This is a genomic window from Butyrivibrio sp. XPD2006 (assembly GCF_000420865.1).
Taxonomy (GTDB): Bacteria; Bacillota; Clostridia; order Lachnospirales; family Lachnospiraceae; genus Butyrivibrio.
In genome coordinates this window covers 99,842-115,523 of the sequence record NZ_ATVT01000004.1, presented here as the reverse complement: position 1 = coordinate 115,523, position 15,682 = coordinate 99,842, and the positions used below count along the sequence as shown (strand labels likewise).

General features: G+C 46.8%; 15 protein-coding genes. 12 read left to right on the top strand and 3 right to left on the bottom strand.

The genetic code is table 11. From position 1 onward, the window contains the following. Window positions 1–6: 6 nt before the first annotated feature. Together G590_RS0106225 and G590_RS18600 are read right to left on the bottom strand one after the other, a co-directional pair. Window positions 7–951, bottom strand: coding sequence for a 3'-5' exoribonuclease YhaM family protein (locus G590_RS0106225; RefSeq protein WP_022764816.1), 945 nt, complete (start codon window positions 949–951; stop codon window positions 7–9). 24 nt (window positions 952–975) lie between these two features. Then, window positions 976–2,322 carry a S1C family serine protease gene (locus G590_RS18600; protein ID WP_022764815.1) on the bottom strand — a complete coding sequence of 449 codons (1,347 nt, stop codon included), beginning with the start codon at window positions 2,320–2,322 and terminating at the stop codon, window positions 976–978. A 157-nt stretch (window positions 2,323–2,479) separates the two neighbouring features. On the opposite strand from G590_RS18600, the gene G590_RS0106215 reads away from it, so the two are divergent. The 7 genes from G590_RS0106215 (at window position 2,480) to G590_RS0106185 (ending at window position 10,426) form a co-directional block, all read left to right on the top strand. After that, window positions 2,480–4,873 (top strand): endonuclease MutS2, encoded by a 2,394-nt coding sequence (locus G590_RS0106215; protein ID WP_022764814.1) that lies wholly within the window; start codon window positions 2,480–2,482, stop codon window positions 4,871–4,873. Between the two features lie 16 nt (window positions 4,874–4,889). Continuing rightward, entirely contained in the window at window positions 4,890–5,591 is a 702-nt protein-coding gene (locus G590_RS0106210) for a response regulator transcription factor (protein ID WP_022764813.1), read from the top strand. Beyond that, complete coding sequence (locus G590_RS0106205) at window positions 5,592–7,028, top strand: HAMP domain-containing sensor histidine kinase (protein ID WP_022764812.1); 1,437 nt, start codon at window positions 5,592–5,594, stop codon at window positions 7,026–7,028. Window positions 7,029–7,031: 3 nt separating this feature from the next. Then, window positions 7,032–7,526: a tRNA (uridine(34)/cytosine(34)/5-carboxymethylaminomethyluridine(34)-2'-O)-methyltransferase TrmL gene (gene trmL, locus G590_RS0106200; protein WP_022764811.1), complete on the top strand. Its 495-nt coding sequence runs from the start codon at window positions 7,032–7,034 to the stop codon at window positions 7,524–7,526. Between the two features lie 32 nt (window positions 7,527–7,558). Beyond that, window positions 7,559–9,019, top strand: coding sequence for a 23S rRNA (uracil(1939)-C(5))-methyltransferase RlmD (rlmD, locus tag G590_RS0106195; protein ID WP_022764810.1), 1,461 nt, complete (start codon window positions 7,559–7,561; stop codon window positions 9,017–9,019). A gap of 116 nt (window positions 9,020–9,135) precedes the next feature. Next, on the top strand, window positions 9,136–9,888 hold the full coding sequence (locus tag G590_RS0106190; protein WP_022764809.1) for a GNAT family N-acetyltransferase: 753 nt from the start codon (window positions 9,136–9,138) through the stop codon (window positions 9,886–9,888). A 13-nt stretch (window positions 9,889–9,901) separates the two neighbouring features. After that, the gene (locus G590_RS0106185) at window positions 9,902–10,426 is read left to right on the top strand and encodes an adenylate kinase (RefSeq protein WP_022764808.1); all 525 of its coding nucleotides are present in this window, start codon (window positions 9,902–9,904) and stop codon (window positions 10,424–10,426) included. A gap of 23 nt (window positions 10,427–10,449) precedes the next feature. Here the strand turns inward: G590_RS0106185 and G590_RS0106180 are convergent, their stop codons facing one another. Beyond that, window positions 10,450–10,968, bottom strand: coding sequence for a hypothetical protein (locus G590_RS0106180; RefSeq protein WP_022764807.1), 519 nt, complete (start codon window positions 10,966–10,968; stop codon window positions 10,450–10,452). A 122-nt stretch (window positions 10,969–11,090) separates the two neighbouring features. On the opposite strand from G590_RS0106180, the gene G590_RS0106175 reads away from it, so the two are divergent. The 5 genes from G590_RS0106175 to G590_RS0106155 all read left to right on the top strand — a co-directional run bounded on the left by G590_RS0106175 (window position 11,091) and on the right by G590_RS0106155 (window position 15,664). Then, a complete protein-coding gene (locus tag G590_RS0106175) occupies window positions 11,091–11,960 on the top strand; it encodes a LysR family transcriptional regulator (protein WP_022764806.1) in 870 nt (289 codons plus the stop codon). A gap of 90 nt (window positions 11,961–12,050) precedes the next feature. Beyond that, window positions 12,051–13,130, top strand: a complete 1,080-nt coding sequence (locus G590_RS0106170) for a PTS transporter subunit IIC (RefSeq protein WP_022764805.1) — start codon at window positions 12,051–12,053, stop codon at window positions 13,128–13,130. Further along, window positions 13,130–13,585: a restriction endonuclease gene (locus G590_RS0106165; RefSeq protein WP_022764804.1), complete on the top strand. Its 456-nt coding sequence runs from the start codon at window positions 13,130–13,132 to the stop codon at window positions 13,583–13,585. The genes G590_RS0106170 and G590_RS0106165 overlap by 1 nt, the downstream gene beginning before the upstream one ends. Before the next feature lie 2 nt (window positions 13,586–13,587). Next, a complete protein-coding gene (locus G590_RS0106160) occupies window positions 13,588–14,406 on the top strand; it encodes a DNA-3-methyladenine glycosylase family protein (protein ID WP_022764803.1) in 819 nt (272 codons plus the stop codon). A gap of 178 nt (window positions 14,407–14,584) precedes the next feature. Continuing rightward, a complete protein-coding gene (locus tag G590_RS0106155; protein ID WP_026493974.1) occupies window positions 14,585–15,664 on the top strand; it encodes a GntR family transcriptional regulator in 1,080 nt (359 codons plus the stop codon). The last annotated feature ends 18 nt before the right edge of the window (window positions 15,665–15,682 follow it).

Sequence of the window (15,682 nt, the reverse complement as noted above, 5' to 3'; positions counted from 1 at the left end):
TGGTAATCAGTCTATTTTGGTTTCGTAGATGTTGGTCTCGAAGAATTTGTTGTATCCCTGCCATCCCGGAGTAGTGATATTCTGCAGGATCTCAGTGAAGGTTTCCATCTTGGCGTCAGTGTTGTCTGCAAGGTTTAAGGCAACAGCTTCCATGATGGCGGGCTTTTTGGGTGAGCCGTACTCGAATTCTCCGTGGTGAGCTACGATGCAGTGCTGGAGCTCCTGCTTGAGCAGCTCAGGGAAGCCTTCAATATTACGGGCTTTTTCGCCGACCATCTCTACGCCCATTACGATGTGACCGAGGAACTGACCTTCATCGGTGTAATCGTTGACAGGGAAGAGAGACAGCTCTTTTGTCTTACCTATATCGTGGCAGATGGCAGCTGTGATAAGAAGATCTCTCTTGAGCATCGGATAGGCACCTGCCATATAGATGCAGAGCTTGGTAACGCTGAGGGTGTGCTCCAGAAGACCTCCGATAAAGCCGTGGTGTACGGTCTTGGCCGCACTTGATTTGCGGAATTTCTCTATGAAGTCCTTGTCGTTTACAAAGAACTCCTGAAGGAGCTTCTTTAAATAAGGATTCTCTACGGTGTCTATTATCCCCAGAAGCTCTTTATACATTGTGTCATTGTCCTTGCTTGATACAGGAAGGAAGTTGGAGAGATCGTATTCCTCCTCAGAGCACTTTCTGGCTCTCTTGATGTTGATCTGGATGGCTCCGTTAAAACTGGTAACTTCGCCGAAGACATCGATGCAGTCCTGAGCATCAAATTCATCGATACCGGCTCCTCCCGGTTCCCAGATCTTGGCATCGACTGTACCTGTCTTATCCTGGAGGATTACTGAATAATACTCCTTGCCGTTCTTGGTAGTGGCTGACTGCTTGTGCTTGCACATGTAGATGTCAGCGACTCTGTCTCCAGGTTTAAGATCCTTGATAAATTTCATAAAAACCTCATTTCTAACAATAAATTAATTGTGGGTGGCGCTTGTTAAAGTCACCTCTATTTCAAGCTCTATGTAATCATTTGGAGCCTGTCTTTTTACTGCAACAGTTATTATATCATCCGGTGAGCACTGCGCAAGCTTGGATATGAACTGCTCATAGGATGCGACTTCTGTACCTTCTATGGCTGTGATTATGTCTCCGCTCTGGATTCCGGCCTGCATGGCAGGTGAACCGAGCTCGGTCTTGGTGATGTATGCTCCGGCAGGGATATTCTGCTGATCCTGGATATCAGCGGGAATAGTTGTTCCGTGAACGCCAAGATATGCTCTGTTGCGACCGTTTGATAGGTCCTCGAACAGGGACTTTAATTCTGTGATACCGATGGCACATATATGGTTCTGCAGATCATCTGTGTTAAAAGACATATCGATAATGCCAATGATCTGTCCGTTTAAGTTTGCAAGAACTCCGCTTCCGAGGGTGCTTCCGTAAATGTCGGTGGTAAGAAGCTTGTAGTAGGAATCTTCAAGGTCAAGGGTTGTCTTTTCGCTTGTTATGATTCCGTACGAGATGGAACCCTGTACTCCTATAGGGCTTCCGACCGCAATTACAGGAAGGCCTGTCATTGTTCCGTTGTTGGAGCTTCCGAGGAAGGCTGTGGTTACCTTTTGCCTTGTGCTGTCTGAAAGATTAGTACGGCTGACACTGATCACGCTTATGCCTGTAACATCATCGGCCAGTTTGACCTCAGCATTTGCAACCGCACCGTCAAAAAATGTGACTCTTATGGTCTCGGCATCGCTTATTGCTGAAGATGGAACGACGATATAGTAGTTGGTTCCGTTGTTGGCAATGATCACACCTGAAGCAGATCCGCTGCTCTCAAAGGATTCACTGAACCAGTTGGTGTCATTGGAAACTGCCGTAACAGTAACGATGCTGCTTCCGACGCTCTGGGCTACTGCCTTAAGCGAAGTCATCATTTTGCCGTAGTCAGAGGCTGAGAAGGTGTAGGATGCAATGGCTTCATCGATCTGATCCTTCTGGTTGGCCTCAAGGTACTGGGCTTCAATCTCAGCGATGGCATGCTCGTCCGCAAACATCTCCTCGGGAGTAAGCTCGTCCTGGACGTCTTCTTCCGGGAATGAGATTGGCTCGGGTTCCGGTTCCGGATAGAGCCTGTCACTGAATACCGGTTGCAGGAACAGGAACGTGAAGCACGCAACAATTCCGAATACTATTGCAAGAAAGAACGTGATAGCCGTTCTTCTTAAGAGTTTTTTTCTGTTTATGGGGCGCTGCTTTATCTTTTCGCTGATAAAACCTGTATCCGCCAATACTTCTTTTTTCTCATCCTGATTAAGAGGCATATCTTTACCCTTCCCTGACTCAAAACATTACATACATTATATTATAGATTGGCTGTTGTTGCTATTCGCAGTTTGACTCACTAGTCACGGAGCGCTTTAAATGGTAAACTGTAATTTGGACAATTATGTAAATAGGCAGAAAATAAGGTTTTAGGAAATGAACAAAAAAGCATTACACGTACTTGAGTACGACAAAATAATAGAAAAACTTGCTGACCACGCAAGCTCTGAGCCCGGAAGAAAGCTCTGCCTTGAGCTTGAGCCGTCGTCGGATATTAAGGAGATAAGGAAGAACCTGCAAAAGACAAATGACGCTATTGCCAGAATCTTCAAGAAGGGTTCAATAAGCTTTGGGGACAACAAGGAGTTTGGCGGAATTCTGAAAGCGCTGAAGATCGGATCGTCACTGGATATGGCATCGCTCCTTAGACTCGCTTCTTTTCTGGATAACGTAAACAGGGTAAAGAGCTACGGCAGACCTCCAAGGGATGATGAGGCGGGAGATTCACTCACTGAGTCTTTCCAGATGCTTGAGCCGCTCACCTTTGTATCGGCTGAGATCAGAAGATGCATTGTATCGGAAGATGAGATGAGCTCTGACGCAAGCCCTGCGCTTAAGCACATCAGGCGCGGAATGATGCTGGCGAGTGACCGTATTCATGAACAGCTGAACAGGATGATCAACGGCCCGCTCAGAACTTACCTTCAGGATGCGGTGGTAACAGTCAGAGGCGACAGATACTGTATCCCGGTTAAGGCTGAGTACAAATCCCAGGTAAACGGTCTGGTGCACGATCAGTCATCCTCGGGATCGACGCTCTTTATTGAGCCGGCAGCAGTTGTTGAACTCAACAACAAGATCCGCGAGATGGCACTTCAGGAGAGTGCCGAGATCGAGAAGATTCTTATGGAACTCAGTCTTTCTGTGGCTGAGCATGTTGATGCCATAAGGTATAACTGCGAGATCATGACAGACCTCGACTTTGTCTTTGCCAAGGCCTCTTATGCCCTGGAAATAAATGCCATTACTCCTATATTTAATGAACAGCACATTTTTGATATCAAGAAGGGAAGACATCCTCTTATAGCAAAAGACAAGGTGGTTCCCATTGACGTATACGCCGGGCGCGACTTTGACATGCTGATCATAACGGGACCAAATACCGGAGGTAAGACAGTTACATTAAAGACGGTAGGTCTTTTGACATTGATGGGACAGGCGGGGCTGGCGATTCCTGCCGGGGACAGGTCGGAACTGTCGGTGTTTGAAGAGGTCTACGCAGACATAGGGGACGAGCAGAGTATTGAGCAGTCTCTTTCAACCTTCTCATCACATATGACAAATACGGTGGCAATCCTTGAGAACGCCAATGAGAACAGCCTGTGTCTCTTCGATGAGCTCGGTGCAGGAACTGATCCTACTGAGGGAGCGGCGCTTGCGATCTCAATTCTCAATGACCTTCATAAGAGGAAGGTAAGGACCCTGGCAACAACGCACTACTCAGAGCTCAAGGTCTACGCGCTCAACACCAAGGGTGTTCAGAATGCAAGCTGTGAGTTTGATGTGGAGTCGCTTAAGCCAACATACAGGCTGCTCATCGGACTTCCGGGCAAGAGTAATGCCTTCGCGATTTCTTCAAAGCTTGGGCTTCCGGACAGGATCATCGAGGCAGCAAGTGAGCAGATAAGCACAGAGGACAAGCGCTTTGAGGATCTTATAGCAGATCTTGAGATGAGCCGAAAGACCATCGAGAATGAGCGCCTTGAGATAGAGCAGTACAAGAAGGAAGCAGAGGAACTGCGCAGACAGCTCGAGCAGAAAACTGACAAGCTCGACAGGCAAAAGGAAGACATCCTGCGCGAGGCCCACGAACAGGCAAGGCAGATCCTCCAGGAAGCCAAAGACGTTGCCGATGAGACCATTAAGGTATACAGAAAAGCCGGTCCAAATGCTTCCATGCAGGACCTTGAGAGAACAAGGACCAAGCTCAACGAGAAGATCTCCGATAAGAATAAGGCCATCTCCAAAAAGAAAGAGATTCCTGCTGACCACAAGATACTCAAGGAATCTCAGCTTAAGCTTGGAGAAAGCGTCAAGATTGTATCCATGGGACTTAAGGGAACCGTCTCATCCAAGCCTGACAAGGACGGAAATCTCTTTATTCAGTGCGGAATCATGAAGACCAAGGCCAACATAAAAGACCTTGTGCTTATAGGGGATGAGGATCCAAAGGCTGCCATGAAGAAGTTCTACGGAAGAAACACTGCCGGCAGCGGCAAGATGGACCTTTCCAAGGCTTCAACCATCAGGACGGAGATCAATCTTATAGGAAAAAACAGCGATGATGCAGTCGCTGCTTTGGATAAATACCTGGACGATGCTTACATGTCGCATCTCAACAATGTAAGAGTTGTCCACGGCAAAGGCACAGGAGCTTTGAGACAGGCTGTGCATCAATATCTTAAGGGGGTACCCTATGTGAAGTCCTTTAAGCTGGGCGAGTTCGGCGAGGGAGACGCAGGGGTTACAATAGTTACTTTTATTAAGTAAGAGGGGAACGGTAAAAATGGTTAGCAAACAGAAAATCTTAATCGTAGACGATGACAATAACATTGCAGAGCTTATTTCTCTTTATCTTGTAAAAGAGTGTTTTGAGACCAAGATCTGCAACGACGGCGAGACAGCCATCAATACCTTTGATACTTTTAAGCCGAATCTTGTGCTCCTTGACCTGATGCTTCCCGGAATTGACGGATATCAGGTCTGCAGAGAACTTCGCACCAAGAGTCAGGTGCCTGTGATCATGCTCTCTGCCAAGGGAGAGGTTTTTGACAAGGTTCTCGGACTCGAGATGGGGGCTGATGATTACATGGAGAAGCCCTTTGATTCAAAAGAGCTTGTGGCAAGAGTAAAAGCTGTCCTCAGAAGATACAAACCTCAGGTTCAGGAGGTTCAGGAGTCTGATGACAAGGTTGTCAGATATCCTGACCTTGAGATCAACATGACCAACTACTCAGTAACATATATGGGCGAGAGAGTTGACATGCCACCCAAGGAACTGGAGCTTTTGTATTTCCTTGCTGCATCACCGAATCACGTATTTACCAGAGAGCAGCTCCTTGACCAGATTTGGGGCTATGAGTATATCGGAGATACCAGAACAGTAGATGTTCACATCAAAAGACTTCGTGAGAAGCTGAGTGACCACGAGAATTGGAGACTTGCTACCATCTGGGGAATCGGTTACAAATTTGAGGTACAACAGTAAATGAAACGGACCCTTTACATCAAATTTCTGCTGGCATATCTTTTGTTCGGCATATTTGGGTTTATTGTGGTTGCGACCTTTGTGTACGGAATGACCTTTGACCGTTTGAGGCGTGATAAGGCAGATAACATGTATCAGGTTGCGACACAGATTGCCAACACTTATGCAGCAGATCTTTACAACGCGGAGACGTCCCTTGATACTGTGCACGGAGAACTGTCGTCTCTGTCCAAGTACATGGACAACTCCCCAATATGGATTGTCAATCCTTCAGGTCGACTGGTTCTTGATTCCTCCAGGAAGCTTGATCCGGGAAAAGAGGTTGTGATATCGGGATTTGATCCCACAGCCATCGGCTCAAGTTATTACACCACCGGGAATTTCTGGGGCTCTTTTAACCAGGACATGCTCAGCGTGTTTGCGCCGATAACCGCCAATTACAAGGTACAGGCTTATGTTGTAATCCACACATCTATGGCTGCATTGGAGAAAAAAGCCAATACCTTCCTTAATATCTCTTACCTGATGCTGATAGTTCTTTTCCTGCTGTCCCTGATAATCCTTATCTTCTTCACTGAGCTGGTATATGTGCCTCTTCGCAAGATCACCAAGGCGACGGAGCAGTATGCTGCCGGAAATATGGGCTATGAGTTCTCGGTGGAGTCGGAGGATGAAATGGGTTATCTGGCAGCTTCCCTGTCCTACATGGCAGGTGAGATCGCCAGGCAGGAGGATGACCAGAAAAAGTTTGTGGCCAATGTTTCCCACGACTTCAGATCACCCCTTACTTCCATCAGAGGATATCTGGTGGCGATGCAGGACGGAACGATCCCCGAGGAGATGCATGAGAAGTATCTCGGGATTGTCATCAATGAGACTGACAGACTGACCAAGCTCACCAATGAGCTCCTTACGCTGAATAATATGAGCAGTAAGGGAATGCTCCTTGATAAGAGCGACTTTGACATAAATGCCGTGATCAGAAAGGTTGCCGAGTCCTTCGGCGGAAGCTGTATGGACAAGAACATATCCATAGAACTGGTCCTTACCGATGACAAGATGCTGGTAAATGCTGATGTTGACAAGATACAGCAGGTGCTTTACAACCTGGTTGATAATGCCATCAAGTTCAGCCATCACGACTCATCCATCAAGATTGAGACCACGGAGAAGCACAGCAAGGTCTTTGTTTCCGTCAAGGACAGCGGTATCGGAATTCCCAAAGAGGATCAGAAGCTCGTCTTTGACAGGTTCTATAAGTCCGATGCTTCAAGAGGTAAGGACAAGAAGGGCACAGGCCTTGGCCTTGCAATAGTAAAAGAAATCATCAAGGCCCACGACGAAAATATCAATGTTATCAGTACCCAGGGTGTGGGAACCGAGTTTATCTTTTCTCTGCCCAAATCCGCTGTGATGGATGCTGATGACGAGGAGTAATAAATGCATATAGTACTGCACCAGCCGGAGATTCCGCAGAACACCGGCAATATCGGAAGAACCTGTGTGGCGACGGGAACAAGTCTTCACCTTATAGAACCCCTGGGCTTTCGTCTCGGAGAAAAAGAGCTAAAGAGAGCCGGGATGGATTACTGGGACAAGCTCGATGTCACAAGGTACATGGATTATCAGGACTTTTTAGAGAAGCACCCCGGGGCTAAGATATGGTACGCCACCACCAAGGCAAAGCGCACCTACGCCGAAGTGTCTTTTGGCATGGACGATTATATCATGTTCGGAAAAGAGAGCGCGGGAATCCCGGAGGAGATCCTGGTGGACAACGAAGAGACCTGCATCAGGATACCAATGGGCGAGGATATAAGATCGCTGAATTTGTCTAATTCTGTTGCTATTGTGCTCTACGAGGCCCTGAGGCAGAATGATTTTGCAGGGCTTGAGAGAGAGGGAGAGCTTCACAGACTGCATTGGCGAACGTAGTGAGAGCAGAACTTCCTTGTGAGAGGTTATAAATGGGAAAAGAAAATTTTCTTTATAAGAAGGACGATGTTCTGACTGTTGACATCGTCGATATCGGAAACGACGGAGAGGGCATAGGCAAAATTGATGGCTATACCCTCTTTATTAAAGATGCGGTAATTGGCGATAAGGTAAGCGCCAAGATCATGAAGGCCAAAAAGAATTACGCTTATGCGCATCTTGAAAAAGTGCTGGAGGCTTCTTCGTTCAGGCAGGAGGCCAGGTGTCCCATCGCCCGTCAGTGCGGCGGTTGCCAGATCCAGAACATGACCTATGATAGGCAGCTTCAGTTCAAGCAGAACAAGGTCAGGAACAACATTGTGCGTCTTGGCGGTTTTGATGAAGCTTTTGTTGACAGTGTCATGGAGCCCATCATCGGAATGGACGAACCCTGGAGATACAGGAACAAAGCCCAGTACCCGATCGGCACAGGCAAGGATGGAAAGCCCGTTGCCGGGTACTATGCGGGAAGAACTCACAGCATCATCCCTGTTAAGGACTGTCTTATCGGGGTAAAAGAGAATCGGGAGATCCTTGACGTTATCCTCTCCCACATGGAGAAATATAAGGTCGCTGCTTATGACGAAGTAAGCGGCAAGGGACTTTTAAGGCATGTGCTGATAAGGAAAGGCTTTACCAGTGGTCAGATCATGGTTTGTCTTGTGATAAATTTCACCGGAAAAGGCACAGAGTATATTCCGGGGCAGAAGGAGCTTACGGATAGGCTGTCTGAAATTGACGGAATGACCAGCATTTCCGTCTCCATAAATACAGAGAAGACAAATGTGATCATGGGCATTAAGATCCGCACGATCTGGGGGAAGGATACTATCTCCGATACTTTGTGCGGCCTAGAGTTTGAGATTTCGCCCTTGTCGTTCTATCAGGTTAACCCTGTTCAGACCCAGAAGCTCTACGGACAGGCCATTGAGTATGCGCGCCTTACGGGAAAAGAGACTGTCTGGGACCTCTACTGCGGAATAGGAACAATCTCTTTGTCCATGGCAAAGGCAGCAGGCCATGTCTACGGAGTTGAGGTTATTCCGGACGCCGTGGAGGATGCCAAGAGAAATGCTGACAGGAATGGACTTGATAACGCGGACTTCTACTGTGGTAAGGCTGAGGAAGTCCTGCCTGAGTTTTATGAGAAGAAGAGGCTTGGTGCAGAGGGAGATTCTGTGTCAGATGCTGCGCTTCATCCGGATGTCATCGTTGTAGATCCGCCCCGTAAAGGGTGCGACAGCGCCTGCCTTGAAACCATGCTCAAGATGCAGCCCGATCGCATCGTCTATGTAAGCTGCGACTCTGCGACTCTCGCCAGAGACCTACGAATCCTGTGCGACGGCGGCTATGAGATAAAGAAGGTGCGCCCCTGCGATATGTTCAGCTGGAGCGTACATGTTGAGACAGTAGTCCTTTTGACTAGGACCGAAGGGACGACGTCAGAAGGCTAACGCTGTCCATGCGATAGCTGTCTGCGATTGGCAAGTCCTTCGGACGAAGACAGAGCAGAAACAGCGAACCGCTGAAACTTCCTTGTGAAGTAGTGGTGGGATGCGAAGGGAGAATTTTGAGAAAAATCGACAGAAATGAATATAAAGAATATCTTGAATTTGCTAATGAGTGTATAGCGAACCGTGTTTATCCAATATCAATTGTGACCGGAACTCAGGATGGCGATATATATACAGATGATAAGGGATGCGTATTGTTTTGGCATTATTGCGGCTTTGCATATATCTCGGGGAATGTGAGTGAGGATGTTCTTGAAGAAATATATCAAAAGTTTTTTGTGTCTGAAACGGAACGAAGATTTGTATTGATCACAGATTCGGAGGTTGTTTCGAATTACTATTCAGGCAATAACGCCCTTCGAATTGATAAAAGGATTGAATATAACCATGGCGGGATTCCTGAACACCTGCCGATACTTGATGATAACTATGTTGTTGAGCGCATCACAGCAGACAATATAGGTGACATTTCGGGAAGGATCACACCCTCTTTTTCCTGGAAAGACAGCGAAGCGTTTCTTCGAAATGGATTCGGATTCGCGGCCAAAAGTAAGGCGGATGGCAGCTTTGCTGCGGTGGCTTTTTCCGGTGCTGTCAGTCCTGAAGAAGTGGATATTGGAGTTGAGACTGCTGAAGCACATAGACACCATGGACTGGCATCATACCTTGCGTACGGGATGTGTGAAGAAATCATACAGCAAGGCAGGAGACCCGTGTGGGCGCATGCTGAAACAAATGCAGGTTCGCAGAAAACTGCGCTCAGCGTTGGCTTTAATCCATGCAGGATAAACACAGTCATTCACAAGTAGGGAGATACATTACGTGGTAATACTAATAACGGGAGCATCCCATACAGGCAAGACATTACTTGCGCAGCGGATGCTTGAAAAATATAAATATCCGTACATGTCTATCGATCATCTGAAGATGGGACTTATCAGAAGCGGAAATACTCATCTTACTCCTGAAGATGATGAGGAGATGACGACGTATATCTGGCCTATAGTACGGGAGATGATAAAGACTGCTATAGAGAACAGACAGAATCTGATCGTTGAAGGATGCTATATCCCCTTTGACTGGCGCAGGGATTTTGGCGAAGAGTATCTGCAGGATATCAGATTTATCTGTCTTGCGCTGACAGACAGCTACATTGATGCGAATTTCGATAAGATTAGGGGCCATGCTTCCGACATAGAATCAAGATTGGATGATTCGTATTGCACGGTCGACCTGATAAAAGCAGATAACAAAAGATTTATAGAAGGATTTGCAAAGACAGGTGAACATATCGAACTCATAGATTCGAATTATGAACAGGTTATAGAGAAGGCCTCTCGTCTATAGGCGGACGAGAGGTCTTTTTACATTTAAACTCTGTACTTTCTGTATCTTCCAAAGAGTATTCCATCATCCAGGAACTGCTCGGTTTCCGATACCCACATGGGAAACTGTCCGGTAGCCAGGGCAGTCTGTCCGTTCAACATTCCGGTGTGGAATGAGAGGTGTCTGTACTGCCTGAGAACCAGTTCCATTCTGGTATATTTACAACCCTTTGGCTTTTCGTAAAGCATTTCGTCTGTGAGAGTGTCCAGGTACTCCAAAGTTTTCTTTTCAATAGAATCAAGATAGGAAAGAAGTTCTTCGTCTGAAAGGACGACATCGCACGGAACATCCGGATTGTCCAATCCTTCTACGTGGAAGGAAGGCTCTTCGTAATCGAATGGGTTGATAAACCATTTGTCCGCAGAATGAAGTGCGTGGTAAGCCCATCTCCAGCAAGGTGCGCCTACGCAGAGAGCATCCCTGTCATAAGCTCTTATTGCTGTGCGGATGTTGAGGAAATTGGGCTCTACCGTATCCTTGATGATCATACATAATTCGTTCATTTGTGGTACCTCCTTGTGTCTGCTTTATTTTGAATGTATAATAACGCTGAAACACATATCTGTAAAATTGAAACAAATAATATAAATGTTCAAAATAATTGAATTCAAGAGGTATAGTGATCATGACAATAACTCAGTTAAGTACGTTTTTGAAAATTGCAGAGCAAAACAGTTTCTCGGCAGCAGCTGATAGCCTTGGTTATGCACAATCCACGGTGACAACGCAGATAAAGCAGCTGGAGGAAGAACTTGGGTGCCAATTGTTCGACAGACTTGGTAAGACGATTGTTCTTACGCCGCAGGGAGAGAAGCTCATAGCATATGCGGAAAAGATGCTTCAGCTGGAGCGCGAGATCCATCTTGAAATATCGGATGAGGAAGAGCCGACCGGAGTGCTGAAGATCGGCGTTTCCGAATCTCTGTGCTATAGCCGTGTTCCGGAGGCACTTATGAAGTATAGAAAAGAGATTCCGGGAATAGATATCAGGCTTGTGTTCATTACGCATGATACATTTCCCGACATGCTGCAAAAAGGAGAACTGGACCTGGTTTACACATTAAATCCTTACATGGAGGATGACAGATTGACCATGCTGTATAAGAAAGAAGAGACGCTGGGCTTTTATGCTTCGCCGGATCATCAGCTTGTTGGGAAGAAGATAAAAGAGAAGGATCTGGCAGACTATCCACTGCTTCTGACCGGACATAATTGCAGCTTCAGGCATATGCTCATGGAGGATCTGGCGAAATGCGGAGTAGAAGCAAAATCTCTGATAGAAACCAGCAGCAAGGAAATACTCAAACAATTTGCATCAAACGGTTTGGGGATCGCATTTATCCCCGATATGACTGCGACAAGAGAAGTGGAGAATGGAAGCCTCAAAAAACTGGACTGGAGAGGCAGCTCTTTTCCCATTTACTCACAGATATTCGTTCATAAAGATAAGCATATAAGCAAAGCAATCAGTAGCCTGGTGGAGGTTATAGAATGAACTTGTGAAACTGAATGGGATATGGTAACATTTGCAAATAAATGCGGCGACCCACAACAAGGTGCGGCGTCGACTGGAGGAAAATAAGGTATGAAAAAGTTTTTAAAGAGGAAAAACATCGAGATTTCCCTAAGGCGCTATGGTATTGACGCCCTGGGAGCAATGGCACAGGGACTTTTCTGTTCCCTTCTTATCGGAACCATCATCAATACCATCGGAACTCAGTTCCATATACCGTTTTTAATGAAGACTGTTGCTACAGTTGCAGGCGTTGATTACACGGTTGGTGGCCTCGCAACAGCAATGAGTGGTCCGGCAATGGCAGTAGCCATCGGTTACGCACTGCAGTGTCCGCCACTGGTTCTTTTCTCTATGATCACAGTTGGATTTGCAGCTAACGCACTGGGCGGAGCCGGCGGTCCTCTGGCGGTTCTTTTTGTGGCAATCATCGCCGCTGAATTCGGAAAAGCAGTTTCAAAAGAGACTAAGGTCGATATATTGGTCACTCCACTTGTTACAATAGCAGTGGGTGTGTTCCTTTCATGGCTCATCGCGCCGCCTCTCGGCAAGGCAGCAATGTGGGTTGGAAACATTATCATGTGGGCAACTGAGCAGCAGCCGTTCCTTATGGGAATAATCGTTTCGGTTGTTGTCGGTATGGCGCTTACACTTCCTATTTCTTCCGCAGCTATATGTGCGGCTCTCGGACTCACAGGTCTTGCGGGTGGAGCAGCTGTAGCAGGATGCTGTGCTCAGATGGTGGGCTTTGCAGTTATTTCCTTCAAGGAGAATAAATGGGGAGGCCTTGTTTCACAGGGTATCGGAACCTCAATGCTCCAGATGGGTAATATCATCAAGAACCCAAGAGTATGGATCGCACCTACACTGGCATCGGCCATCACAGGACCGATAGCAACATGCATCTTCAGGCTTCAGATGAACGGAGCTCCTGTATCATCAGGTATGGGAACCTGCGGACTTGTAGGACAGATTGGTGTTTACACCGGCTGGGTTAACGACATAGCAAACGGAACCAAGACAGCCATCACAGGCTTTGACTGGTTGGGGCTTGTCCTTATTTCTTTTGTGCTTCCTGCAGTTCTTTCACTGGTAATCCACAAGGGCGTTATGAAGCTTGGATGGGTAAAAGAAGGAGATCTTAAACTCTAATGACACAGATACCTGTAGTGATCCTATATCTGATCCTTGCAATTATCGTCGTGCTTCTGATTGTGCTTGTGGTGAGGGCAATCATAAACAGACTGCCCCATGAACTTCCTATGGACGAGATGGAAGGCCATGATTTTGAGTATTACTGTGCGGATCTTTTAAAGGCTAATGGCTTTCTGGAAGTTGAGGTCACTAAGGGAAGCGGAGATTTCGGGGCTGATATTCTGGCAGAGAAAGACGGTATTACCTATGCTGTTCAGTGCAAGTGCTACGACAAGCCTATTGGTGTCAAGGCAGTTCAGGAGGTCTATGCAGGCCGTGATTACTATGACAGAATGGTCGGTGTTGTCATGACCAATCAGTACTTTACGCAGCCGGCAGTGGAACTTGCAAGGAAGCTGAACATCATGCTCTGGGACAGAGGATACCTGGACGATATGGATAAAGCGGAGTAATTATGAAGATTACCATTAAGGATGATTTTGATCTTTCAAAAATAGCAGACAGCGGACAGTGCTTCAGATTCAATGCTGTGGCCGATGGCTACAGTGCTACCGCTCTTGATAAGAATCTTTTTATAAAGAGTCTTGGAAGTGGTGAGTACGAGTTGGATTGCAGCAAGGATGAGTTTGACGGATTCTGGAGAGGGTACTTTGATCTTGACCTGGATTATAGGAGCCTCAGAAAGAGGATTAGCAAAGAGGAAGATGAATACCTCTTTGCGGCCGCTGAATTTGGCAAGGGAATCAGGATATTAAGACAGGACCCATGGGAGATGCTCATCTCTTTTATCATATCCCAGCGCAAGAACATTCCGGCGATCAAGGCTTCTATTGAGAAACTGTGTGCAATGGCTGGTGACGTTATAAAAGAGGATGCGGACGGGAATCCCATCTATTCATTCCCGACTCCTGAGAGGCTGGCGGGGCTTACGCTGGAGCAGCTCTCATCCTGCAGCCTCGGCTACAGAGATAAGTACGTTCAAAAAGCTGCCATGGATGTGGCAAGCGGAGCCGTGGATCTGATGGCTTTTGAGTCTCTTGATGACGAGGCGCTTATGGAAGAACTTCTTAAACTTTTCGGCGTCGGAGTCAAGGTTGCCAACTGCGAGATACTCTTCGGCTACCACAGACTGGATGCCTTCCCTAAGGATGTATGGATCAACAGGGTTTTGGAGAATCATTATCCAAATGGATTTTTGTTTGAGAAATATGCCCCGTATAACGGGATCATGCAGCAATATTTATTCTTTTATTCAAGGCTGTCTTCGATGTAAATCGAAGGCAGTTTTTTGTTGGGCGAAAATGACCCCTTGACTCCGTCCCCAGGGACCATTATCAGAAATTTGTACATATACAAGTTGATAAAAATGTATAATATTCACATTGACTGCCTGTACGGGTTATGGGAACATGGTTGTGCAGGAAAAAACACAATCAGGCGAGAATACAGACGTGGCAAAATATCAAAATGTTATTAATTGGATAAATGAAAACATAGATTCCGGAGCCCTTAAGCCGGGGGAGAGGATTCCTTCGGAAAATGAGCTCTGCGCAAGGTTTGGCCTTAGCCGTCAGACCATCAGGCATGCTATTGCCAGGATGGCTGAGGACGGACTTTTGGAGAGCCGTCAGGGAAGCGGAACTTATGTGGCAGACCAGAGGGCTGAAGATGGTGAGAGAAATGTCATCGCTGTAGTTACAACTTATGTGGATGACTACATTTTCCCCAGCACCATCAGAGGTATAGAGAGAACATTGAGTGACAAGGGCTACTCGATGCAGATATCTCTGTCCAACAACACTGTTGGCAAGGAGAGACAGATTCTTCATGAACTGCTTGGAAGGAATGATGTGGCGGGACTTATCATGGAGCCGGTAAAGAGTGCCCTTCCAAATCCTAACATGGACTTGTACAGGAAACTTATGGACAAGAAGATCAAGATACTCTTCATCAATTCTTTTTATCCCGAGCTGGATATTCCTCATGTTTCCCTGAACGATGCCCGGTGCGCCTACAAGGCGGTGCATGCGCTTATTGAGGCAGGACACAGGGATATAGGCTGTGTACTCAAGCTGGACGACGGACAGGGACGCGAGAGATACAGGGGGTATCTTAAGGCAATAACGGAAGCCGGATTGTCTTTTTCCTATGATCATGTCAACTGGATTGATACCATAGACATCGGGAAAGGCAAGAGCTGCCTTATCAAGGCGAGGGAGAGACTTGGGGATTGTACAGCTGTCTTTTGCTACAACGATCAGGTGGCAGGGTTGATGATTGAGATGCTCGCCGATGAGGGTATCAGAGTTCCGCAGGATATCTCGGTGATTGGAATGGATGATTCGGATATAGCAAGACAGGGGAGCTGCGGAGTTACAATTTCTTCAATTCCCCATCCCAAGGAGAGGCTTGGGGAGAAGGCAGCGCAGAATATGATCAGGATGATACATGAAGGAAAGCTGTCTTTTAACGCCACTTACGAGTTTGAAGAGGATGTTATTATCAGGGATTCAATTAGCCCAAGGGCTTAAACTATAAACACACTTATA